This is a genomic window from Luteibacter sp. 329MFSha (genome assembly GCF_900111665.1).
Taxonomy (GTDB): domain Bacteria; phylum Pseudomonadota; class Gammaproteobacteria; order Xanthomonadales; family Rhodanobacteraceae; genus Luteibacter.
Map to the genome: position 1 here is coordinate 867,406 of NZ_FOJE01000001.1, position 22,464 is coordinate 889,869.

The following is a 22,464-nucleotide window of genomic DNA, read 5'->3' on the forward strand; positions in this document are numbered from 1 at the left end:
ATCAGGCGAGATAACCTCGTTCCAGCGCGATGGAGAGCGCGTGGGCCCGGTTGGTCGCGCGAAGCTTCGCCATGGCGTGCGAGAGGTGCTCCTTGACGGTGTCGGCCGCTATCCCGAGGTGCCGCGCGATCTGCTTGTTCTCCATCCCGGCGGCGACGCCGCGCAGCACGGACAGTTCGCGTTCGGTGAGGTCTTCGTCGCCGCGGTACTCGGAAAGGCGCCTGGCGACTTCCGCGGACACGCGATGCTGCCCGGCATGCACGTCGCGGACGATACCGATCAGATCGTTCGCGAGCGCCGTCTTCAGCAGGTAGGCCTGGGCCCCGGCAGCAAGCGTCCGCCGCGCCGCGGCATCGCCGCCATAGGTGGTCAGGACGATCACGCGGGCCAGCGGCTCGATCCTGCGCATGGCGCCGACGACCTCGTCGCCGTCCATGTCGGGCAGCTTGAGGTCGACGACGGCGACGTCCGGCCGCATGGCGCGGAACAGCTCGATGCCTTCCGCCCCCGTTCCGGCCTGCCCGACGATGAGGATGCCGGGCTCGCCGGCGAGCATCGCCACGACGCCGGCGCGGAACAGGGGATGGTCGTCGACGACGAGGATGCGGATCGCGGTGGACGTCATGACCGTGCCAAGGAACCAACTCGTCACGAGGATATCCGGGAGGCAGGCCGTCTGGCTTGACGGCTTGCATGGCCGGATTCACCGATGCGTCCGGCCTTCAGAACGCATACGAGATCATCACGCGGTTGTACGAGAAGGGGCGGTTGCGCGGGTTGAGGTTGTTCGTTCCGCCCGTCGAGCGTTCCCAGCGGTTGCGTAGCTGCAGCCCCTTCAGGGCGCCGGTGAAACGGTAGATCACGTCGAGGTACACGTCGTGGCTGTCGCCGCGGTAGAGCGTGCGGTACCGGGTGTAAGCCGCCACCACCTGCAGCCGTTCACCGAAGACCTGCTGGGCGACCTTCGCCTTCCATGCGTACCCCGGGCCTTGTTCGACCAGTCCCCTGAGCATCGAGGTCGTGTAGAGCGGGTCGGTGGCGTACGTCGCCGTGAAGGGCGACACGAGCGCACCGCCGCCGATCGTTCCCCCGGCCTGACGGAGGATACGGTTCCAGGCCACGTCGGCACGCGTATGCCCGATGCGCACACCGGCATCGACGCCGAGCACTTCGCTTCGCACCCGTCGTCCGGGCACGCCCAGAAGCTTCGTTCCGGTGTTCACGAGGGTGTTGTCGCCCGTCGTCCATTCCTCGACGAGCTGCGCGGAGACGAAGGGCGTGGCACGGCCCACGGCCGGCAACGTCAACGTGCCGTCGGTGTAGGCCATGCGGGCGAAGCGCAGGAAATCGTAGAGCCAGGTCTGTCCGCTGAACCGGCCGTGCCGGTAGGTCGCACCGACCAGCCAGGTGCCGTCGTACGCCCGCGCGTCGGCAGGCAACGACGCATTGCCGCCGTAGATCGGATCGCCGTCGAAGCGGGTGGGGTAGTAGAGGTTGTCCGCGAAGAAGCGCTCCGACGTGCGGCTCTTCCAGCGGAACGTGCGCGCGAACTGGAACGAGAGGCCGGGGCTGGCGTCGAAGCGCGCGCTCACGGTGCGGTAAGCCGCGGGGATCAGGCGTGAATCGCTCATGCCCTGCCAGGGGGTGTCGAGGTACTGATCTCCTGCGCGTAGGGTCCAGCCCGCCGCGCGGTACTGCACGTAGGCCTGGCTGACCGTACCGATCGCGTTCTTCCTTCCCATGAGGGTCACGTCGATGCGATTGACCGGCGTGTCACGTGTTCCGAGGGCGTTGGCATAAGCCAGCGACATCGCCGCGGAGAAGCCATCGGCCTCCCCGGTGCGCAGGTTGACGAGCAACGCGGTGGCGAAGGCGGACGCGTCGGGCATCGCAGGCGCCGCGTACATGCGGTGGTAGTCGTAGAGGCGTAGCGATCCGTCGACGTGGCCGCCGGAAAGGAAATCATCCGCGACGCATACGCCTGGCAGCAGGGAAAGCGCGATCCGCAGCCATCGGGCGGCACGTCGCGTGCGCGTGTGAACGCGGGAGCGGAAAGCGGGTGACTTTACGACGGACATGGTGCGGCATTCGGCGGCGGCCGGTGCAGTATGCGAGCGTGCGCGCGCCGTCGATTGGCCGCGCCTGTGGCCGCGCAAGTGACATTCCGACTAAAGCGTCGCTGCACCGGGCGTGCGGCGCGCAGCCGGTTCCCGACGCTGCGAAAAGAGACCCCCCATACAGGGGGTCAGCGCATCGACGTGCGCGGTTAGCATCCGATCCGCAATCGTCCGGAGCCACCTTTCCATTTCATTCAGGCGTCATCGAACCCGATGTACCGCACACCTTCCTGCAGCGCCCGCCCGTTCCACCCATGACCGCTCCACCGTTCGACCCCGCACTGGACCCCGCATTCCCGGCTTCACCCACGCCGCCCATCCGCATCCTCGTCGTCGACGATCACCCGGTGTTCCGCGCGGGCCTCGTCGCCATTCTTTCCGGCGCCCCGGATCTGCATGTGCTGGGTGAAGCGGCGACCGGGCAGGAGGCGATCTCGCTGTTTCGCATGCATCGGCCGGACGTGACGCTCGTCGACATGATGCTGCCGGATTTTCCCGGCGATCGCGTGATTCTCGGCATCCGTCAACTGGATCCCGGCGCGCGCAGTGTCGTCGTCACCGCCTTCGCCGGTGACTGCGTGGCGCGACGCGCGCTGAACGCCGGCGCGCAGGCGTACCTGCTGAAGAGCGCGACCGGGGACGACCTGATCGACACCATCCGGGCGGTCCATCGCGGCGAGCAGCGCATCGACGCGGAGGTGGCGCAGCAGCTGGCCAGCTTCCAGGGCCAGGAAGTGCTTTCGGAGCGCGAACTCGACGTCCTCCGGGGCGTGGCGATGGGTTTCGAGAACAAGCAGATCGCGTCGCGCCTCGGTCTCTCGCCGGAGACCGTCAAGGAATACGTTTCCAACGCCATGGCGAAACTTCGCGCGAGGAACCGCGCGCACGCGGTCTCCCTGGCCCAGGCGCGCGGGTTCTTTCGGCAAGCATGAAACGACGAAACATCCGATCCTATCGCCGATCGCGTTGCGTTCCTTCCCCCCGATGACACGGATTCTTCCCATGCGCCCGAACTTCCTGATTGCTTCTCTCGCGCTGCTGGCCTCGTCGGCAAGCCTGGCTTCGACGCCCGACTATGCCGTCGGTGCGCAGTACGACACGACCCACGTTTACGTCGCACCGTCCGATGTGGACGCGTTCGTCCGGAGCTTCACGGCCACGTTCGGGGGTCGGTCCACCCCGCAGGTGGTGGTCACCGTGACGCCGACGTCGTCGAGCACGTCTTCCCAGCTCGTGCAGACACCGGTCGGTAGCGTATCGGTGTTCGGCTTTCGCACGCCGGTGCCGTATCCGTTCGGCCTGGAGCGCACGGGCTATCTCGTGACCGACGTCGACGCGGCGGTGAAGGCCGCGAACGCCGCCGGCGCGGCGACGCTGGTGGCGCCGTTCGACGATCCGATCGGACGCGACGCCATCGTCGCCTGGCCGGGCGGCGTCAACATGCAGCTCTACTGGCACACGAAAAAGCCTGTGTACGCGGCGCTCGAGCACGTGCCGGAGAATCGGATCTACCTTCCCGCGGAGTCGGCCGATGCGTTCGTCGGCGCCTTCGTCCGCTTCGCCCACGGCAAGGTGGTGTCCGATGTGCGCGATGCGCCGGGTAGCGAACTCGGGCGCAAGGGCGGCACCTATCGTCGCATCCGCATCGCATCCGGGTACGGAAAGGCGACGGTGCTCGTCACCGACGGCCACCTCGACTGGCCCTACGGGACCGAAGTGACGGGCTACGAAGTGTCCGATCTCGACGCCACGCTCGCGCGCGCCCGGGCGAGCGGTGCGAAAGTGGTGGTCGATGCGCACGCGGAGGGCGACCGCCGCGCCGCGATGCTGCAGTTTCCCGGTGGCCACGTCGCCGAAGTGCACAGCGACAAGTGAAACGTGCGGGCCGCGGGGCCTATTGACGGGTCGACGCAAGCGCCTCGATAGTCGACCGCACGATGTCGCGTCGGCCTGCGCGCGACGTTCAGGGGTGGCGATGTGAGACACGGGATCGATCGGCGAATGAAGGTGCTCCTGGCCGCGCTGGCCTTCGCCGCGGGCGTCTCGGCCTGCACCGCGGTGGCCGCCGAGGATGTGAAGATTCCGGGATACGTCGTCACCGTGTGGGGCGCCTCCGAGGGTGCGCCGCAGGATGTCGGCAATATCGCGCAGACGACCGACGGCACGCTCTGGCTGGGAACGAACAACGGATTGTTCCGCTTCGACGGTCATCGCTTCACCGAATATGACGTGGCCCCCCGGCCGCTGCCGGCGTCGCGCCAGGTGAGGGACGTCGTTCCCGACCCGAAGGGCGGCCTATGGGTGCTCTACGGCGATGCCGTCGAGATCCATCTCGCGGCGGACGGGCGCACGGTCAGCGTGCCGACCGGATTGCGTCCGGGCGGTATCGGCGGCGTGTTCGTGCACGCCGACGGGCGCACCTTCGTCACCGCGAACGACGGGCTGTACGTCCTCGAGGGCGATCGCTGGAAGCGGTGCGAAGCGCCCGAATGGACGTTGCCCTCGGGCGAGATGGACACCCCATCCAGCGACGCCGAGGGTGGCATGCTTACCGCCGCCGGCGACGCGATCTATCGCCTGCCGCGAGGCTCGCAGCATTTCGTCGAAGTCGCGAAGCTCGCCGAACCCGGCTTCGGCGGCCAGCTCGTGGGCGACCCGACCGGGAGGCTCTGGGTGACGTACCGGAAGTACACGGAGGTGCCCGGCGTGCGCATGCCCACGCGGCCCGCGCCGGTGAATACCAATCACATCACGCTGTTCGATCCGCACGGCACGTTCTGGACGGTACAGCAGGGATGCGACGGCCTCTGCATGGCGCCTTTCGACACCGCCGTCGCCGACATGCGCGAGGGACGCCGTCCAACGCGCGCCTCCGTCATCCCCGCAGGAAACCTGACCGCCCTCACGCTGATGCGCGACGCGACCGGTGACATCTGGGTGGGCGCACGGCAGGGACTGATCCGCCTGCACAAGTCGGTCGCGCAACCCATCACGGCCTTCGAGAGGGGACTGGGCTGGTTCGGCGTGTCGCCGGGCGCGGACGGTACGACGCTGGTGACCACGTACACGCGCGGCGGATACAACAAGATCGGACGCATCGATGGTCAGGACGTCGAGCTGATCGGAGGAGAGAAGGCCATCTCGGCACTGACGCGTCTTCCGGACGGCAGCGCGGTCCTGGTGGGCGACGACGCGATGTACCGGGTAACGGGCAGCGCGATCGAGACGATGTCGCAACGGCCCGGCGTCGGCCCTGCCGCCCCCGTGCATCCCGCGCAGATCGTGTTGCCGCAGGCACCGGGTCGCTTCTGGGTGAGCATCCGGGACGAGGGACTCTATCTCGTGGACGGCACGAACTGGCGTCACGTCGGTGCGAAGGAGGGATTTCCGACCGTGTATCCGGTGAGCGGTGCGCGGGGGGCCGATGGGACGACGTGGTTCGGTTACGCGGATGGGGCGCTGGCGGCGCTGTCGCCGGGCGCCACGTCGGCACCGCTGATGAGCCGCGTGCCGTCCATCGGCGCGATCAACGCGATCAGCCCGGGCGACCCGTTCCTCGTCGGTGGCGAAACGGGTGCCGGGATCGTGGAGAACGGAACATTCAGCCCGCTGCGGCTTCGTCGCGGTGGACTGCTCCGCGGCGTCACAGGCATCGTCCGCACGCCCGACGGAGACGCCTGGTTCAACACGGCCAGGGGCCTGATACGCGTGGCGGCGGGCGACCTGGCCACGTTGCGTGACGACCCGACGCGAGTCCTTCCGTACGACATCCTCACCACCGCCGACGGTTTGCCGGGTGGCGCCCAGCAGGTCCGCCCGCTGCCGACGCTCAACCTGGCATCGGATGGGTTGCTCTGGGTCGCCGGCGTTTCGGGCCTGGCCACCGTGGATCCCCGCCACGTTCGCGCCGCGAGCGCCGCGTCGCCTGTTCTTCTGGACATGCGCGATGGAAAGGGTGCGTCGATCCTCGCCGGTGGCGTGTTGCAGCCGGGGTCGCGCGCGATCGACGCCGAGCTCGCGGGGGTGTCGCTCGGCGATCCGGGATTCGTGGACCTTCGCTATCGGCTCGTCGGCGTCGACCCGGACTGGCGCCACGCTACGGACGAGGCGCGCATCAGCTACGCGGATCTTCCACCCGGTCGCTTCCGCCTCGAAGTTCAGGCGAGGGGGCCGACGGGGGATTGGTCGCCCAGTGTGTTGTCGGCGCCGGTCGATTCCATGCCCGCCTTCTTCGAGACGCGCTGGTTCGCGGCGCTGATGGTCGTGCTCGTGGTCGCCGCCGCGTTCGCGGGACATTTCTTCCGGATGGCCGTCGTGCGTCGACGGCAGGAGGCGACCGCCAACGCGAAGCTTCGCGAGCGCGACCGCATCGCGCGCGAACTGCACGATTCCATGCTCCAGGGCATGGCGGGCGTCATGCTGAGGGTGATCGCATGGGAACGCGACAAGCGGGCGCCCGACGAGCTGCGCTCGGGGTTCCGCACCGTCGCCGATCAGCTGTCGTCGCTCATCATGGAGGCGCGGGCGCGCGTGATCGCGTTGCGGAGCGTCGCGTCGTACCGCATGCCGTTGTCCGAAGCCCTCGCGATGGTGGGCGAGGATTACGGCTCGGCGAGCGCGGCGAGCTTCCACCTGCGGATCGAGGGGCAGGAGACACCGCTCGACGACGTCGCGCACCTGGCCGTCATGGACATCGTGCGCGAGGCGCTCAACAACGCGTTCTCGCACGCGCAGGCCACGGCCATCGAAGTGACGCTGCGCTACGGCGACGCCGATCTCGTCGTCGAGGTGAAGGACAACGGCGTTGGTCTCCCGGAGCTCGTGACCGCCGAAGGACGGCGTCCGGGGCATTGGGGCATGGTGACGATGCGCGAGCGGGCGACCGAGATGGGCGGCAGCGTGTCGATCGACACGGACGGGAACGGCACCACGGTGACGCTGGTGGTGCCGAAACCCCGCACGTGACGGCCACCGCGCGGGGTCAGCCGAGGTGCTTCTTCAGGAACGCCCAGGTCCGGTCGTTCGCGGTCCGGGCGGCCTCCGCGTTGTAATGCGCGCCACCGTGACGCGAGAACGCGTGATTGCAACCCGCGTAGCTGTGAATGGTGACGTTGGGCTTGCCGTCGAGCGCCTTCTTTATCGCGTTCTGCGCGTCCTGGGAGATGAACTCGTCCTCGTCGGCCAGGTGCATGAGGAAGGGAGCGCGGATCGCGTCCGCCTCGTCCAGGTATTTGTCGGTGTCGCCACCGTGGAAGGCCACGGCGGCATCCACGGGATGCCGTGCGGCGGTAAGGAAGGTCATCAGGCCGCCAAGGCAATAACCCATGACGCCGACCTTACCGCTCGCGCGCGGCAGGGACGCCGCCGCGGCCATGGTCGCCACGACGTCCCGGACGCCCGCGTCGCGGTCGTACGCCATGTAGAGCGCAAGGCCCTTCTTCCAGTCGGCCTCGGAGGTCACGCTCAGGTCGACGCCTCGCTCCTGCCGCCAGAACAACTCCGGCGCCACGGCGATGAAGCCTTGCCCGGCCAGGGCGTCGCACGTCGCACGGATGTCGTCGTTGACGCCGAAGACTTCGTGGAGCACCACGACGGCGGGTGCGCGCTCGGCCTGGGGATACGACACGAAGGCGTCGAACTGCCCGTCGCCGGTCGTCACGGTGATGTTCTCGTGCATGGTGATGCCCCATTCGTCGGGCGGAACGCCCCGCCCGAAAGATTACGATACCCGCGCTACCGTGACGCCGGTGGGCCGACGATCCGTGCCGAGCCTCAGGGCTGTACGAACGAGCCGACGACGGTGAAGTTCGCGCTCTGCGTTTCGCCCACGACACGCACGTACCAGCGACCCGACGCGGGCGAACTCGACGCCACGACCTCCGCGTTGCCCGCATGCCGCGAGACGAGCGTGGCATCCGAACCGTCCGCGGCGGGTAGCTGGCCCAGACGCGCGTAGAGGGTGACGTCTCCCGACCCGCCGGTCGTCCTCAGGGTGAGGGCGCGCGCGCCGGTCGGAACGTCGAGGGCGTACCCGCTCGAACCACCCGTCGGAAGCGCCGCGCCGGTCACGGGCACGTTGCGCGTGAGGATCGTCAGGGGCGGCGGCAGCGGCGTGCCGGCGGCCGCATGGATGGCGGCGTTGGCGTCGATGATGCCGGCGCCTAGCGAGGGATTCTGCGCGCTCGGGAACGGTCGCGACGTGCTGACCAGGAGCGATTTGAGTTGCGCGGGCGTCAGCGCCGGCAGTTGCGCCGATCGCGCGGCGGCGATCATCAGGGCGAGGGTTCCGGCCACGTGCGGCGTGGCCTGCGAGGTGCCGGCCATGCCGCCATAGGCATAGCCGTCGGTGGACTCGTCCGGTTCGTGCGCCCCCGTGTTGACCGCCGACCAGACGAAGCCCGCGTCGACGAGTTCGCCCGAGGCCGCGTCGCCGGCATACGCACCGCCGCCGGGTGCCGCCACCGTGACGGTGCTGCCCCAGTTCGAGTAGAACGCGCGCCTGCCGCCGACACCCACCGCGCCCACCGTGATGACGCCGGGGCAGCTCGCCGGCGAGTAGCCGGCGGCGTTGTCGGCGCTGTTGCCGGCGGCGACGACCACCGTGATTCCGCGCGACACGGCGTTCTGGATCGCGATCGCTTCGGGCGAGTCCGGATAGCACTGGCCGGGACCACCGAGGCTCATGCTGATGACGTCGGCCGGATGGGTGTTGTCCGGAACGCCGTCCACGTGGCCGCCCGAGGCCCATTCGATCGCATCGGCGATGTCCGATTCGTATCCGCCGCAGTGGCCCAGCGCGCGAACCGGGAGTACGCGTGCGCCGGGCGCCACGCCCGCCATGCCGATGCCATTGTTCGTGAGTTCGGCGACGGTTCCGGACACGTGCGTGCCGTGCCACGAACTGTCCTCGGCGGCCTCCGGTGTCGTGCACCCGCCCGGCGCGTCGTACGGCGCGCCGCTGGTCCAGTCGCCGGTGTCCCATCCGCCTGGCGCACGGTCGTCGGTATCGCGCCCGGAGATGAAGCCGCTGGAGATGAAATCGTAGCCGGCGTCGCCCAGTGTCAGGTCGATGTCGGGATGATGCGTCAGGCCGGTGTCGATGACCGCGACGGTCGTGCCGCTGCCGATGCCGACCTGCCAGGCGCCGACGGCGTTGACGCCGCCGAGGTTGGCGACGGCGGACGCATCCCGCCCGATCGTTTCCATGCTGCCGTTGCCGGGACGGAGGTGCCATTGATACCGCGTGAAGTACGGATCGTCCGGGGTCGCCGCGTTCGCGTACGCGTGGCGGAGGTGGTCGGGTCGCACGCTGGCCACCGCGGGGTCGGCCGCGATCGAGTTCACGAGATCGGCGAGCGCGGCGTCGGAAAGCTTCGCGTCGATCGCCACGACGTCGAAGCCGCTGGCGAGGGTGCGGACGGGACGGACGGCTGCTCGCGCGGTGCCGCCACGGAGGCGCGACTGAGCCGCGCGGGAGACCACGGCGGCGGCGTGGGCGGCCGTCGACGCGACGCCGGGTTGCATGCGGACGATCAGACGGGTCTGGAAGGCGGGTGCGGCGAGCGTCGCCTGGCAGGCCGCGAGCGCGGCAACGAAGGTCAGTGAGCGAAGGATGGTCATGGAAGTCCTCAAAGATCGAAACCGAAGCCGACGCCGGCGGAGTTCTGCGATCCGCTGAAGGCGCCGCCGACACTGACGTGCGCGCGTTCCCCGATGGAGCGCGCGTAACCCACCGCCATGGCCTGCTGTCCTCCCTGCGTGCCGATGCCGACGGCGATGCGACCCCCTTGCGTGGATGCACCGCCCGCGTTGATCGCCATCTGCGTCGACGCCTGACCCATCGCACCCGTGCGGTTGAGATCGCGATCGAGCGACCGGAAGCGCCGGTTCGTCTCGTCGCGGAACGCGTCGAATTCGTTCCGCCCGACGCCGAAGCTGCCGATGCGCGCATCGGTATATGCATTGGCTTTGGCCAGCGTCGTGGCGTCGCCCTGGTCCGCGTACGAGCGCGCCGTGGTCAACGCCTCGTCGACCTGCCCGACGTTCGCCGCGTCGGTGGCGTGCACGCCGGCGGCCACGTTGCTGACCCGACGCTCGCGACCCTGCGTGCCGACCGAGACGGTGTCGGCCTCCGTCGCGACCGAACCGGCGCCGAGCGCGACGCTGTTGGCCGCCGGCGCGGAGGCTCCGGATCCGACGGCGACCGACGACGCGTCGCTCGCCGCGCTGCCCGTCCCGACGGCGAGGCCGGGGCCGGTGCCGGCCGGCACGCCCGACGACGGTCCCTGCGACACGTCCGCCAGCGATGTCAGCGTCCGGTCGACCGCACCGAAGGCGTCCTGCAGGCTCGTGTAGACGGTGCCCTGGATGAGGTAGCTCGCGCCGGGGCCGCCGATGGCGGAAAGCGAGCGATTGAGCTGGCCGAGGTTGACCGCGTCGAAATCGTCCGTGCCGTCGGCGACGCCGGTGAGCTGCCGGCGGAGCACCGGCGATCCGTCGCTGCCGTCGCTGCCGAACGAGACCGTCCCGGCGCGGAAGTTGCGTGCGCCGGAGCCGAGCGCGACGCCGTCCTCGACGTCGACCTGCGAGTACGCGCCGATGGCAATGGCGCCTTTCTGTTCGAGGTTGGCCACGGCGAAGTTGCCGATCGCGATGCTGTCCTCGCCGGTCGCCTGCGCGGCGGAACCGAGCGCCGTCGCGGAAACACCGGTCGCGACGGCGCCGCTGCCGAATGCCGATGCCCGGAACGCGAGGGCGGAGGTGACCTGGTACGTGCCGAACCCGTAGTCGTGCGCGCCGCCCACGGCGGTCGCCTCGTTGTCCACGGCGCGCGCGAACATGCCGATCGCGACACCCCGGTCGCCGGTCGCCGCCGAAAGGCGTCCCATGGAAATGCTGTCGGGCGACGCGGCGTACGCGGTATAGCCCGATGCGAACGCGTACATGCCCTCCGCGAACGACCCGGCACCGATCGCGGTCGCGTAGTCGCCGCCTGCCTCGCTGCCCGACCCGATCGATGTCGACGCGAGTCCTGCGGCATTCGGCGCGAGCAGTGGCGTTCCGGGGGAGAACTCGAGCAGCGCACCCGTGGCATCGCGGCCCGCGCCGCCGATGGCGATCGCGCTGGCGCCCGTCGCCTGGGCGCCGGTGCCGATGGCGGTGCCGTTGATGCTGGAGGCGCTCGCGCCGAAACCGGCGGCGATGGCGTAGTCGCCGCTGGCGTTCGCGCCGCCGCCGAGCGCCGTCGCCGCCTGCCCCGAGGCGGACGTGAGACGCGACACCGGCGTGCCATAGTCGTCGACGCCTTCCGCGTAACCGCCGATGGCCAATGCCGACGTACCGGTCACCGAGCTTCCCGCGCCGAACGCCGACGCATAGTCCGATGTGGCGGTCGCGCCGTCGCCGATCGCGCTCGAGTGCGCGCCGGCGGCGAGGGAGTAACTGCCCAGCGAGAGCGCGCCGATGCCGTAAGCCTGCGCGAAGTAGCCGAGCGCCGTGCTCGCATCGCCCGCCGCGACGGACGAGGCGCCGCCCGCGACCGATCCCGCGCCCAGCGCCAGTGCGTCGTCGCTGCCGTCGGCGGCGCCGTCGCCCTGGAAATAGTTGCTTCCCGCCGCCTGCGTCGCGCGCGCGGTGGGCGCTTGCTGTTCGGGCGCGTTACCATCGACGTTTGCGGCGTTCGACGTGCCGGGCAGGGCAAGCGCGACGCAAAGCGCAAGGAACAGTGGTGCGTATCCGGCACGGGGGTGCCGGGAGGATGGCAGGCAGGACATGTGGTTTCCCCGGATGGTTCTGGTTTCGCCTGCGAAGCAGGGCCGTCTCGGTGACGGCGGCGTCTTTTATAGGCGTCATCTGCCTGCAATACACGCACGTACGCGCACGGAAACCTCACGGACGCTCACTTTTTCCGGAGCCCTGCCATGCCCGTCGTTCGTCCCGCCATCGCCTGGTTGAAGGCGGCGCCCGTCACCGATCCCATCGATGCACGGCACGCCCCCGCGATCCAGTTCCTGCTGCTCTTCATGATGGTGACGCTGCCGCTCAACTGGGCCTATCACCTGTTCCTCGTCAGGACGCCGGTGCGGCCGGACATGGTGGTCGACCTTGGCGTCGACGTGATGGTGTGGACGACGGCGTTACTCTGCGTTCGGCTCATTCGCCAGGGGCGCCTGCGGCGTGCGGTGCAGTGGTTCGTCACGGCCATGCTCGTGGCGCTGGCCATCATGTACCTGTCGATCGGCCTGACGCGGCAGATGCTGGACCAGACGTATCCGGTGCTGACCATCGTGCTCGGCGGACTCATCCTCGGCCGGCGTTCGTTGTGGACGATCTACGCGCTCATCGTGCTGATGATGTGGGGCGGAGGCATCGTCGACGTGGTGCACCTGACCGCGCGAAACTATCCCCGTCCGTGGCTCGGCGCGGCGAACGCGCCGTCGATGTCGATGAGTTACTTCGTGATTACCCTCGTGCTCGATCGCTGCGTGTGGGCGATGCGCGCGGCGCTCGAGGAAGCGAGGAAATCCGGTGCCGAACTGCTGTCGGCGAACGCGGCGCTGCGCGCGGAGATGCAGGCCCGCGAACGCGCACAGGAAATGACGCTCTACGCGCATCGCATGGAGACGGTGGGGCGTCTTTCGGGCGGGATCGCGCACGACGTCAACCACCTCGTCGCCATCGTCGAGGGCGCGGCGGAGCGAAGCCATGCCGTGGATGAGCCGCGCGAGCTGCGCGCGCTGATCCGCGACATCGGTTCGGCGGCGACGCGCGCCCGCGAGCTGGTCCGCCGCCTTACGGCGTTCGCACGGCGCGGCGGCGACATGCCGGAAAGCTTCGACGCCACGCAGGCGATCGACGATATCCGGCCGGTGCTCCGGCAGATCTTCCCGGCCGCCGTGACGCTCGACGTCGATGCCTCGGCCGCTTCGATGGTCTGGATGGACCGCAGCCACTTCGACCTCGCGCTGATCAACGTCGCGACGAACGCACGCGACGCCATGGGCGCATCGGGACGATTCGTCGTCCACGTCGGCCACCGGCGGCGAGGCGACATCATGGGCGTCAGCGTCACCCTGACGGATAGCGGGCCCGGCATGACCGAGGCCATCCTGCGACGCGCGTGCGAGCCGTTCTTCACGACGAAAGCCCCGGGCAAGGGGACCGGGCTCGGACTGGCGATGGTCAAGGACATGCTCGTGCGGAACGGCGGAGACCTCGCGATCAGGAGCGCGCCGGGCGCGGGTACCACGGTCGAACTCTGGCTGCCCGAGCGCGTCGAGGACCGGCCGCTCGCGACGGTCCGCGTCATGGTGGTCGAATCCGACGATGCGCGCCGCGACGCCATGTCGACGGCGCTCGAGGACATGGGTTGCATCGTCGTGGCCGTGGCCGGCACCGGCGAAGCCTCGACGATCCTCGAACATATCGCCGACGATCTCGACCTGATCCTGGCCTCGGATACCCCCGAGGGCACGGGTCACCTTGTCGTGATCGCACCCCGGCGCGACGTCGCCGCCGACGCCGCCGCACGCATGGCCATCAACGCCTTCCGTTCGCCGGGGCGTCCGGCGGCAGCATGACGTAACCGCGTGCGCGCACGGCACGGACGGGCAGCGTGCCGGCGTTCGCGCGCGACACCTTCGTGCGCAGCCGATGGATCGTCATCTCCAGCCGGTGCGGATCGAAATCGCCCGACCCGTCGGACAGCGCCGCGATCAGAGCGTCGCGCTCAACGGCGAGTCCCCGCCGCTCATGCAGGAGTTCGAGCACGCAGCGCTCATGCGCCGTCAGCGCCACCGAGGTTCCGTCGGGCGAGCGGAGGACCCACCCGCCGTCGTGGAACGTCCAGTCCGCGCCGACGCTCGCCGCGCTCGTCGACGGGCCGGACGCGAGACGACGCGCCACGCTGCGGATGGTCGCCGCGAGCACCGGTAGGGCGACGGGTTTCGCCAGATACGCATCGGCGCCGTCTTCCAGGCCGCGCACGCGATCGGTGTTCTCGTCGCGTGCCGTCAGGAGGACGAGACCCAGCGACGGCGTGCCACGCAGCCGCCGCACGATGCTGAACCCATCTTCGTCGGGCAGGCCGACATCGAGAACGACCACGTCGACCGCCGCGGACGCGAGGATGGCATCGAGTTCCGCAGGACGGCCGGCGGTGCACACGTCGAAACCGTAGGTCTTCAGCTCCGGCGCGAGGACGCGTTCACGCAGTGCCTCGTCGTCCTCGAGCAAGGCGACGGACAACGCTGGAAGGGGCTGGGTCATGATCGGTCGGAGCGGCAGGACAGGCGTGCATCGTAGCCTCGGTTCCCCGACGGGTCACGGGCCATCGCTCGTCCGCCGCCCGACGCGTTCAGGGCCCGACGTTCTCGATCTTCAGCACGGCGGCTGTGGCCGCCCGGGTGGCATCGCACGCCGCCGCGTCCTTCGTGAGGTCGATGCCGTAGGTGGGGAAGATCGCCCGGAGCTTCGGCAGCCACGCGGACTCCGTGAGCCGGTCCGCGAAACAGGTCTGCAGCACTTCCACCGCGATCGCCGCGGCGGTGGACGCGCCAGGCGAGGCACCGAGCAAAGCCACGAGCGACTTGTCCGCCGCGGACACGAGTTCGGTACCGAAGATCAGCCGGCCGCCATGGTCGCCGTCGTCCGGCTTGATGATCTGCACCCGCTGGCCGGCCACGGCTTCCTTCCACTGTGGCCGCCGCGCGTTCGGGAAGAACGCCTGGAGCATCTCGAACTGGTGGTGCGCGCTCTGGAAGACCTGGCCGATCAGGTACTCCTCGAGCGAGGCGTTCTGTTTCGCCACGGACAGCAGCGGAAGGATGTTGTGCGCCGTGACGGATTCGAGCAGGTCGGCCGGCGAACCGTGCTTGAGGAACTTGGTCGAGAAGCCGGCATAAGGACCGAACAGCAGCGACGTCTTGCCGTCGATCACGCGCGTGTCGAGATGCGGCACGGACATCGGCGGCGAGCCGGTGGACGCCTTGCCGTACACCTTCGCGTGATGCCGCGCCGAGACCTCGTCGACGTCGCAACGCAGCCAGATGCCGCTCACCGGGAAGCCACCGTAGCCCTTCGCCTCCGGAATACCGGACTTCTGCAGCAGACGGATCGCGGCACCGCCGGCACCGATGAACACGAAGCGCGCGGACAGGCGCCGTGGCGTGCCGTCCACGGTATTCCCGAAGGTCACGTTCCAGCGTCCATCGCCCGCACGCTCAAGCGCGGTGACTTCGCTGTCGTAGTGTACGTCGACGCCGTCGCCCTGCAGATGGTGGATCAGCAGGTGGGTCAGGGCGCCGTAATCCACGTCGGTGCCCGTGACGATCCGGGTCGCCGCGACTTTCTGGGCAGGATCGCGTCCTTCCATGATCAGCGGCGCCCACTCGGCGATCCGCGCATGGTCTTCCGTGTACTCCATGCCCCGGTAGCAGTGGTGCGCGCTCATGGCGGCATGCCGGGCCTTGAGGAACGCGACGTTCTCCTCGCCCCAGACGAAACTCATGTGAGGGCAGGGGTGCAGGAACGCGCGCGGATCGGGAATGGCGCCGTTCTCGACGAGGTGCGCCCAGAGTTGCCGGGACACGTCGAACTGCGTGTTGACCTTCAGCGCCTCCGCGATGTCGACGCTTCCGTCGGCACGTTGCGGCGTGTAGTTGAGTTCGCAGTTCGCCGCATGCCCCGTGCCGGCGTTGTTCCAGGCCATGGAGCTTTCCAGCCCGCAGTCGTCGAGCCGCTCGACCACGGCGATCTTCAGTGTCGGGTCCAGCGCGTGGAGCAGCGTGCCGGTGGTCGCGCTCATGATGCCCGCGCCGATGAGGAGCACGTCGACGCGCGCGGCGTTGTCCTGGCTCATGCCTCGTTCCTCTTCGCCGTGAAATGGAGTGGGGTGTTCGCGTCATAGACGGCGTACGCGCGCCGCCATGGTTCGCTTCCGATGAGGCGCCAGCGATGGCCGCTGCCCGAGTCGTCCTGCGCGATCAGCACGTCGCCCGGATGGATCGTGAACGTCGCCCCGGACTTCACCTCGAATTCCACGGTGCCGGCGAGCGTGATGACGAACTGGGGTTGCGGGTCCTGGTGCCATTCGAAGGAACCGCCCGTCGCCGTTTCCTGGAACGAGAGCTCGCGGACCGCGATGGGCAGGCCGGACGCACGGCCGTGCAGTCCCGCACCGATATCGAGCTCGCCTTCCTCGAAAAGGGAGTTCCCGTCGGGCCCCGTCCACATTCTTACGCATCGAATCATCGTCGTACTCCTTCAGGCGCCGGCGAGGCCATGGCCGACCATGTCCAGCGGGCGGATCGTCTTCTCGAACAGCGCTTCGTCGACCAGTCCGGAGGCGAGCGCGGCCTCCTTGAGGCTTGTTCCGTCGGCGATGGCCTTCTCGGCGATGTGCGCGGCGTTCTGGTAGCCGATGACGGGCGAGAGGGCCGTCACGAGCATCACGCTGCCCGCGACGTACTGCGCGATCTTCTCCGGCACGATCGCGGTGCCTTCCACGGAGAACTCGCGGAAGCGGTCGCAGCCGTCGGCGAGGATGCGTATGGAATGCAGCACGTTGTTGATGATCACCGGCCGCATGGCGTTGAGTTCGAAGTTGCCCTGGCTGCCCGCTATCGCGACGGCGGAGTCGTTCCCGAGCACCTGGATCGCGATCATGACGATCGCCTCGCACTGCGTGGGATTGACCTTGCCGGGCATGATCGACGAGCCCGGCTCGTTGTCCGGCAACTTCAGCTCGCCCAGTCCGCAGCGCGGGCCGGATGCGAGCCAGCGCATGTCGTTGGCGATCTTCATCAGCGCGACGGCAAGGCCCCTGAGGCCCGCGGACGCACGCACCATGGCGTCGAGCGATCCCTGCGCCGCGAACTTGTTGGGCGCGGTGACGAAGGGCTTGCCCGTCAATGTCGCCACGCTCGCGGCGACGTCGCGCGAGAACCCGGGCGGCGCGTTCAGTCCCGTGCCGACGGCGGTGCCGCCCACGGCGAGTTCATAGAGTCCGCCTCGCGTCGCTTCGATCGCCTCCAGACAGGCGCGAAGCTGGCCGGCCCAGCCATGCCATTCCTGGCCGACGGTCAGCGGCACGGCGTCCTCGAGATGCGTCCGGCCGATCTTCACCACCGTCATCCATTCGTCGGCCTTGCGCTCGATGACCTCGACGAGACGCGTCACCGCCGGGATGAGCTGCTCGTCGATGGCGAGCACCGTCGCGACGTGCATGGCGGTCGGGAACGTATCGTTGGACGACTGGCCCATGTTGACGTCGTCGTTCGGGCCGACGGGATGCTGCGTTCCGAGCGTGCCGCCGAGCAACTGGATCGCGCGGTTCGACAGCACCTCGTTGACGTTCATGTTCGATTGCGTGCCCGACCCCGTCTGCCACACGTACAGGGGGAAATGGGCGTCGAGCTTCCCCGCGATGGCTTCGTCCGCCGCCTGCACGATGGCGTCGCGCTTCCACGCCGGCAGTCGTCCCGCCGTGGCGTTCACCAGTGCGCAGGCCTTCTTCACGTATCCGTACGCGCGGTAGACCGCGACGGGCATGTGGTCGCCGCCGATGTCGAAATGGTGCAACGAGCGTTCGGTCTGCGCACCCCAGTAGCGGTCGGCGGGCACGGAAACCTTTCCCATGCTGTCGAATTCTTCGCGGCGACCCGTGGCATCGATTCCGATCGGCACGGGACGCAGGCTTGGCGTGTCGTTCAAGGCGGTCTCCTCGGTCAGGCGGTGAGCGGGATGCCTCCCGGAGGCTAGGTCATGCGGCCCCGAAGCGGCTTGAAGGAAGCGGAAGCGGACGATTTTTCTATGCGACGCAAGGTTCGCCGATCGACGACGCGACCCCCCATACAGGGGGTCAAACGGCGGAGGCGCTTCGATAGCATCGGGTCCGTCTTCGACCACTGAAGATGGTGACTTTCATGCGAATCGACAGCTCACTTCCATCGGCGCCCGCGGGCGTTGGAAGTTCCCCGATACACGACGTGCAGCGGCTGCTCCAGCTCGCGCTGCGGCAGATCGCGGACGCGGAGCGCGCCGACCGCCGCGCCTGCGCCTACTACATCGAACAGGCGCTCCGGCTTCACCGGCACGCCGCTTCGGTACGGGCCCGGCCCGGCACGCACAACGGACTGGCGCCGTGGCAGGTCGCCACCGTGGAGAAGGTCGCGCTCGCTCGCCTGGACAACAACCTGTCGATCTCCGACCTCGCCTCCGCGTGCCGTCTCTCACGGGGCTATTTCAGCCGCGCGTTCAAGGCGACGTTCGGTGAAAGCCCGCATCGCTGGCGCCACAAGAAGCGCATTGAGCATGCGTGCCGGCAGATCGTCGGCACCACCGACACGCTGGCGCAGATCGCCGTGGCATGCGGCTTCAACGACCAGGCCCATTTCACGCGGTCCTTCAAGGCCGCGGTCGGCACGACGCCGAACCTTTATCGAAAGGAACAGGGCGCCTCCGTCTGACATGCGGGACGACTCGCGGTCACCACGCCGCGTGACCACTTTGGCACCACCCGCTTTTCACGGTGTCCTGCCGTATCGCATCGCAGTCTCCTCGTACCAAGGAGACCCCCATGACGATAAAGACGCTCGAAGACCTCTCGAAGAAAATGGCTGGCATCGACTTCGCGATGCTGCAGACCCATGCGGCGAACGGCGAGATCGCCGGACGCCCGATGAGCAACAACGGCGACGTCGAGTACGACGGCGACAGCTGGTTCTTCTCGCTGGAAGAGACGCACGTCGTCGGCGAGATCGAGGCCAATCCCGCCGTGGCGCTGTCGTTCACCGGTTCGAAGTCGCTACTCGGCAAGCCGCCGCTGTTCGTGGCGGTGGAAGGCCGCGGTCAGATCATTCGCGAAAAGGCGGAACTCGAACGCCATTGGCAGAGCGATCTGGAGCGCTGGTTCAAGGACGGCGTGGACACACCCGGGCTGGTGCTGATCAAGGTGAAGGCCGTCCGGATCACGTGGTGGGACGGCATGGACGAGGGGGAGATCATTCCCTGATCGTTGGCCGGTAGGAGCGCACCTGGGCGCGATCGGGGCCTCTCGCGAACGCCCTATCGCGCCCAGGTGCGCTCCTGCCCGGCCCTCGTAACGTTCGTCGCCTTCCGGATCCGATCTTCACGCGGCCCCTCATCCGGGGGCTTTCGCCGCGCCGAAAATCTGCGGTAGGCTCTGACCCGTTCCGAGGGGTGTCCTGCGTTGGCAGGGCTGAGATGGCGGCAGCCGGACCCTTTGAACCTGATCCGGGTCATGCCGGCGAAGGGACGGGAATGCAGCGCGCCGAGGGCGTGCGCCCTGACGATCGTCACCCGGATCTCCCATCCTCCAGGAGAAGAGATCCATGATTTCCAGCACGCCATCCAGCCACGCCGCACCGGCCGATGTCACCACCGGCCCGATCCGCGGGTCGCGCAAGATCCATCTTTCGCCGCCGGGCTACCCGGACATGCGCGTCCCGTTCCGCCAGGTGGTCCTGAGCGATCCGAAGGAAGCGCCGCTGAACCTGTACGACGCGTCGGGGCCGTACACCGATCCCGAGGTGGTCATCGATCTGGCGAAGGGCCTCCCGCACGTGCGACGAGCGTGGATCGAGCGCCGCGACTTCGAACGCATCGAGGGGCGGCCCGTGCGGCCCGAAGACAATGGCAGCCAGAGCGCCGACGCCGTCGTGGCGGCGTGTCCCGCCAGCGTGCCGTTGCGTCGCGGACGCACCGGGCAGCCGGTCACCCAGTTCGAGTTCGCGGTGGCGGGCATCGTGACGGAGGAGATGGTCTACGCGGCGTTTCGCGAGAATCTCGGCCGGACGATGGCGCTCGAGGATGCCGATGCGCGCCGCGCGGATGGCGAGGACTTCGGGGCGGAGATTCCCGCGTTCGTCACACCGGAATTCGTGCGCAGCGAGATCGCCCGTGGACGCGCGATCCTGCCGGCGAACATCAACCATCCCGAGCTCGAGCCGATGGTGATCGGCCGGAACTTCCTCGTGAAGGTGAACGCCAACATCGGCAACTCGGCCGTCAGTTCCGGCGTGGCCGAGGAGGTCGAGAAACTCGTGTGGTCGACGCGCTGGGGCGCGGACACCGTGATGGATCTTTCCACGGGGCGGAACATCCACAACATCCGCTCGTGGATCATGCGCAACGCTTCCGTGCCCATCGGGACCGTCCCCATCTACCAGGCCCTCGAGAAAGTCGGCGGCGACCCGCTGAAGCTGACCTGGGAGGTCTTTCGCGACACGCTGATCGAACAGGCGGAGCAGGGGGTGGACTACTTCACCATCCACGCGGGCGTCCGGCTCGCGCACGTGCCGCTGACGGCTCGCCGTGTTACCGGGATCGTCAGCCGCGGCGGGTCGATCATGGCGCGCTGGTGCCTCGCGGGTCATCGCGAGAGCTTTCTGTACGAACGTTTTCGCGAGATCTGCGAGATCTGCCGCCAGTACGACGTGTCGCTTTCGCTCGGCGACGGACTGCGGCCCGGCTCGATCGCCGACGCGAACGACGCGGCGCAGTTCGCGGAGCTCGAAACGCTGGGCGAGCTCACGCGCATCGCGTGGGAGCACGGGTGTCAGGTGATGATCGAAGGACCGGGTCATGTGCCCATGCACAAGATCAAGGTGAACATGGAGAAGCAGCTCGCGTCGTGCGGCGAGGCGCCGTTCTACACGCTCGGGCCCCTGACGACGGACGTGGCACCGGGCTACGACCACATCACCTCCGGTATCGGCGCGGCCATGATCGGCTGGTTCGGTACGGCGATGCTGTGTTACGTCACGCCGAAGGAGCACCTCGGGCTGCCCGACCGGGACGACGTGAAGGTCGGGGTGATCACCTATCGCATTGCTGCGCATGCGGCCGACCTCGCCAAGGGCCATCCGGCCGCGAAGCTGCGTGACGACGCGCTTTCGCGCGCCCGCTTCGAGTTCCGCTGGGAAGACCAGTTCAACCTCGCGCTCGACCCCGACACGGCCCGCGCGTACCACGATGCGACGTTGCCGAAGGACGCGCACAAGGTCGCCCACTTCTGTTCGATGTGCGGTCCGAAGTTCTGTTCGATGAAGATCTCGCAGGATCTTCGCCAGGATGCCGAGGCGCTCGCCGGCATGGCGTCCAAGTCCGAGGAATTCGTCGCGGGCGGTGGAGCGTTGTATGTCCCGGCCGCTTGAAGGCATGCCCGTGGCGATCATCGGCGCTGGCGTCGCGGGTCTGTCGGCGGGGCTGGCCCTGTCGGCACGCGGCGCACGGGTCAGCATCTACGAGCGGGCTCCCGCAATCGGGCGCGATGCCTGTTCGTGGATGGCCGGCGGGATGCTCGCGCCGTTCTGCGAGATGGATGGCGCCGAGCCCGTCGTCTGCGAGCGGGGGCGGCTCGCCCTGACATGGTGGCCCGCGAAGGTTCCCGCCGTTACGCAGGCGGGCACCCTCGTGCTCGCGCTTCCTCGCGATGGCGCGGAGCTCGAGCGCATGGCGATGCGGACCCGCGATCACGCGTGGGTCGACGGCGAGGGCATCACCGCGCTCGAGCCGGATCTCGCGGGCCGCTTCCGTCGCGGGCTGTGGTTCGCCAACGAGGCGCACCTCGATCCGCGCAAGGCGCTTCTCGCGGCGGCCGCCGCGATCGAGCGTGACGGTGGGCGCATCGAATACGACGGCGACGTGCGGCCCGACGACTTCGACGGGGTACCTGTCGTCGACTGCCGCGGCCTCGCGGCATGCGACGATCTGCCTGACCTGCGAGGCGTGCGTGGCGAGATGGTGATCCTGCGAAGCCGCGACGTACGCCTGTCGCGTCCCGTGCGGCTGTTGCATCCACGGACGCCCGTATACATCGTCCCACGCGACGACGGTCTGCTCATGGTCGGCGCCACCACGGTCGAGAGTCCGGACGGGCATCCGGTCACCGTGCGCTCCGCGGTGGAGCTGCTCAACGCCGCCTACGCGCTGCATCCCGCGCTGGCCGACGCTGAAATCGTCGAGCTCGGCGCGGGCGTTCGCCCGGCGTTTCCCGACAACCTTCCGCGACTGGTGGAGAGGGGCAGGGTGACCGCGTTCAACGGACTCTACCGCCACGGGTTCCTGCTTTCGCCGTGGTATGCGGAGAGACTGGGCGATCGGTTGTCTGCACGCTACGCGGAGGCCGCATGACCATCTTCGTCAATGGCGAGGCGCAGCCGCATGCGGCGAACCTTGCCGCGTTGCTGGAGCGCATGGCACTGTCGGGCGCCGCCGTGGCCACCGCCGTCAACGGTTGCTTCGTTCCTCGTAGCCAGCGCGAGCAGACGCGCCTCGACGACGGCGACCACGTCGAAGTGCTCGCCCCGATGCAGGGAGGATGACG

Annotated in this window: 18 protein-coding genes and 1 riboswitch; of the genes, 9 read left to right on the forward strand and 9 right to left on the reverse strand. The window is 68.7% G+C overall.

The window, feature by feature from the left end:
• Nucleotide 1: 1 nt before the first annotated feature.
• Both BMW54_RS03795 and BMW54_RS03800 read right to left on the reverse strand, forming a co-directional pair.
• On the reverse strand, nucleotides 2-652 hold the full coding sequence (locus BMW54_RS03795; RefSeq protein ID WP_139206031.1) for a response regulator: 651 nt from the start codon (nucleotides 650-652) through the stop codon (nucleotides 2-4).
• Nucleotides 653-722: 70 nt separating this feature from the next.
• Entirely contained in the window at nucleotides 723-2,078 is a 1,356-nt protein-coding gene (locus tag BMW54_RS03800; protein WP_090053110.1) for a TraB/TrbI/VirB10 family type IV secretion system protein, read from the reverse strand.
• Nucleotides 2,079-2,116: 38 nt separating this feature from the next.
• Here BMW54_RS03800 and BMW54_RS03805 point away from each other — a divergent pair, with 38 nt between their 5' ends.
• The 3 genes from BMW54_RS03805 to BMW54_RS03815 all read left to right on the forward strand — a co-directional run bounded on the left by BMW54_RS03805 (nucleotide 2,117) and on the right by BMW54_RS03815 (nucleotide 7,082).
• Nucleotides 2,117-3,049: a response regulator transcription factor gene (locus BMW54_RS03805; protein WP_217642593.1), complete on the forward strand. Its 933-nt coding sequence runs from the start codon at nucleotides 2,117-2,119 to the stop codon at nucleotides 3,047-3,049.
• 70 nt (nucleotides 3,050-3,119) lie between these two features.
• A complete protein-coding gene (locus BMW54_RS03810) occupies nucleotides 3,120-3,992 on the forward strand; it encodes a VOC family protein (protein ID WP_090053113.1) in 873 nt (290 codons plus the stop codon).
• Nucleotides 3,993-4,118: 126 nt separating this feature from the next.
• On the forward strand, nucleotides 4,119-7,082 hold the full coding sequence (locus BMW54_RS03815) for a sensor histidine kinase (RefSeq protein ID WP_090053115.1): 2,964 nt from the start codon (nucleotides 4,119-4,121) through the stop codon (nucleotides 7,080-7,082).
• 16 nt (nucleotides 7,083-7,098) lie between these two features.
• Here BMW54_RS03815 and BMW54_RS03820 read toward each other — a convergent pair whose 3' ends face one another.
• The 3 genes from BMW54_RS03820 to BMW54_RS03830 form a co-directional block, all read right to left on the reverse strand.
• Nucleotides 7,099-7,794, reverse strand: a complete 696-nt coding sequence (locus tag BMW54_RS03820) for a dienelactone hydrolase family protein (protein WP_090053117.1) — start codon at nucleotides 7,792-7,794, stop codon at nucleotides 7,099-7,101.
• Nucleotides 7,795-7,889: 95 nt separating this feature from the next.
• Nucleotides 7,890-9,737 (reverse strand): S8 family serine peptidase, encoded by a 1,848-nt coding sequence (locus tag BMW54_RS03825; RefSeq protein ID WP_090053118.1) that lies wholly within the window; start codon nucleotides 9,735-9,737, stop codon nucleotides 7,890-7,892.
• Nucleotides 9,738-9,745: 8 nt separating this feature from the next.
• Complete coding sequence (locus BMW54_RS03830) at nucleotides 9,746-11,890, reverse strand: YadA-like family protein (RefSeq protein WP_090053120.1); 2,145 nt, start codon at nucleotides 11,888-11,890, stop codon at nucleotides 9,746-9,748.
• Between the two features lie 147 nt (nucleotides 11,891-12,037).
• Here BMW54_RS03830 and BMW54_RS03835 point away from each other — a divergent pair, with 147 nt between their 5' ends.
• Entirely contained in the window at nucleotides 12,038-13,696 is a 1,659-nt protein-coding gene (locus tag BMW54_RS03835) for a sensor histidine kinase (protein WP_090053121.1), read from the forward strand.
• Here BMW54_RS03835 and BMW54_RS03840 read toward each other — a convergent pair.
• The 4 genes from BMW54_RS03840 to fumC form a co-directional block, all read right to left on the reverse strand.
• Nucleotides 13,656-14,384: a response regulator transcription factor gene (locus tag BMW54_RS03840; RefSeq protein ID WP_090053123.1), complete on the reverse strand. Its 729-nt coding sequence runs from the start codon at nucleotides 14,382-14,384 to the stop codon at nucleotides 13,656-13,658. The genes BMW54_RS03835 and BMW54_RS03840 overlap by 41 nt on opposite strands.
• 88 nt (nucleotides 14,385-14,472) lie before the next feature.
• Complete coding sequence (gene mqo / locus BMW54_RS03845; RefSeq protein ID WP_090053125.1) at nucleotides 14,473-15,975, reverse strand: malate dehydrogenase (quinone); 1,503 nt, start codon at nucleotides 15,973-15,975, stop codon at nucleotides 14,473-14,475.
• Nucleotides 15,972-16,367: a cupin domain-containing protein gene (locus BMW54_RS03850; RefSeq protein WP_090053126.1), complete on the reverse strand. Its 396-nt coding sequence runs from the start codon at nucleotides 16,365-16,367 to the stop codon at nucleotides 15,972-15,974. The genes mqo and BMW54_RS03850 overlap by 4 nt, the downstream gene beginning before the upstream one ends.
• A 12-nt stretch (nucleotides 16,368-16,379) precedes the next feature.
• Nucleotides 16,380-17,828 (reverse strand): class II fumarate hydratase, encoded by a 1,449-nt coding sequence (gene fumC, locus BMW54_RS03855; RefSeq protein WP_090178614.1) that lies wholly within the window; start codon nucleotides 17,826-17,828, stop codon nucleotides 16,380-16,382.
• A 275-nt stretch (nucleotides 17,829-18,103) separates the two neighbouring features.
• Here fumC and BMW54_RS03860 point away from each other — a divergent pair, with 275 nt between their 5' ends.
• The 5 genes from BMW54_RS03860 to thiS all read left to right on the forward strand — a co-directional run bounded on the left by BMW54_RS03860 (nucleotide 18,104) and on the right by thiS (nucleotide 22,462).
• Nucleotides 18,104-18,583, forward strand: coding sequence for a helix-turn-helix domain-containing protein (locus BMW54_RS03860; RefSeq protein WP_175472752.1), 480 nt, complete (start codon nucleotides 18,104-18,106; stop codon nucleotides 18,581-18,583).
• 110 nt (nucleotides 18,584-18,693) lie between these two features.
• Nucleotides 18,694-19,128 carry a pyridoxamine 5'-phosphate oxidase family protein gene (locus BMW54_RS03865; protein WP_090053129.1) on the forward strand — a complete coding sequence of 145 codons (435 nt, stop codon included), beginning with the start codon at nucleotides 18,694-18,696 and terminating at the stop codon, nucleotides 19,126-19,128.
• A 174-nt stretch (nucleotides 19,129-19,302) separates the two neighbouring features.
• A riboswitch (TPP riboswitch) is annotated at nucleotides 19,303-19,409 on the forward strand.
• Between the two features lie 59 nt (nucleotides 19,410-19,468).
• A complete protein-coding gene (gene thiC / locus BMW54_RS03870) occupies nucleotides 19,469-21,292 on the forward strand; it encodes a phosphomethylpyrimidine synthase ThiC (protein ID WP_090053131.1) in 1,824 nt (607 codons plus the stop codon).
• Entirely contained in the window at nucleotides 21,276-22,271 is a 996-nt protein-coding gene (locus tag BMW54_RS03875; protein WP_254779045.1) for an FAD-dependent oxidoreductase, read from the forward strand. The genes thiC and BMW54_RS03875 overlap by 17 nt, the downstream gene beginning before the upstream one ends.
• Nucleotides 22,268-22,462, forward strand: a complete 195-nt coding sequence (gene thiS, locus BMW54_RS03880) for a sulfur carrier protein ThiS (protein WP_090053132.1) — start codon at nucleotides 22,268-22,270, stop codon at nucleotides 22,460-22,462. Before BMW54_RS03875 ends, thiS begins: the two co-directional genes overlap by 4 nt.
• The last annotated feature ends 2 nt before the right edge of the window (nucleotides 22,463-22,464 follow it).

Coding starts and splice junctions, on each gene's coding strand:
- BMW54_RS03800 (WP_090053110.1), bottom strand. CDS start 2,078: ATGTCCGTCGTAAAGTCACCCGCTTTCCGCTCCCGCGTTCACACGCGC.
- BMW54_RS03810 (WP_090053113.1), top strand. CDS start 3,120: ATGCGCCCGAACTTCCTGATTGCTTCTCTCGCGCTGCTGGCCTCGTCG.
- BMW54_RS03815 (WP_090053115.1), top strand. CDS start 4,119: ATGAAGGTGCTCCTGGCCGCGCTGGCCTTCGCCGCGGGCGTCTCGGCC.
- BMW54_RS03820 (WP_090053117.1), bottom strand. CDS start 7,794: ATGCACGAGAACATCACCGTGACGACCGGCGACGGGCAGTTCGACGCC.
- BMW54_RS03825 (WP_090053118.1), bottom strand. CDS start 9,737: ATGACCATCCTTCGCTCACTGACCTTCGTTGCCGCGCTCGCGGCCTGC.
- BMW54_RS03830 (WP_090053120.1), bottom strand. CDS start 11,890: ATGTCCTGCCTGCCATCCTCCCGGCACCCCCGTGCCGGATACGCACCA.
- BMW54_RS03835 (WP_090053121.1), top strand. CDS start 12,038: ATGCCCGTCGTTCGTCCCGCCATCGCCTGGTTGAAGGCGGCGCCCGTC.
- BMW54_RS03840 (WP_090053123.1), bottom strand. CDS start 14,384: ATGACCCAGCCCCTTCCAGCGTTGTCCGTCGCCTTGCTCGAGGACGAC.
- mqo (WP_090053125.1), bottom strand. CDS start 15,975: ATGAGCCAGGACAACGCCGCGCGCGTCGACGTGCTCCTCATCGGCGCG.
- BMW54_RS03850 (WP_090053126.1), bottom strand. CDS start 16,367: ATGATTCGATGCGTAAGAATGTGGACGGGGCCCGACGGGAACTCCCTT.
- BMW54_RS03865 (WP_090053129.1), top strand. CDS start 18,694: ATGACGATAAAGACGCTCGAAGACCTCTCGAAGAAAATGGCTGGCATC.
- thiC (WP_090053131.1), top strand. CDS start 19,469: ATGATTTCCAGCACGCCATCCAGCCACGCCGCACCGGCCGATGTCACC.
- BMW54_RS03875 (WP_254779045.1), top strand. CDS start 21,276: ATGTCCCGGCCGCTTGAAGGCATGCCCGTGGCGATCATCGGCGCTGGC.
- thiS (WP_090053132.1), top strand. CDS start 22,268: ATGACCATCTTCGTCAATGGCGAGGCGCAGCCGCATGCGGCGAACCTT.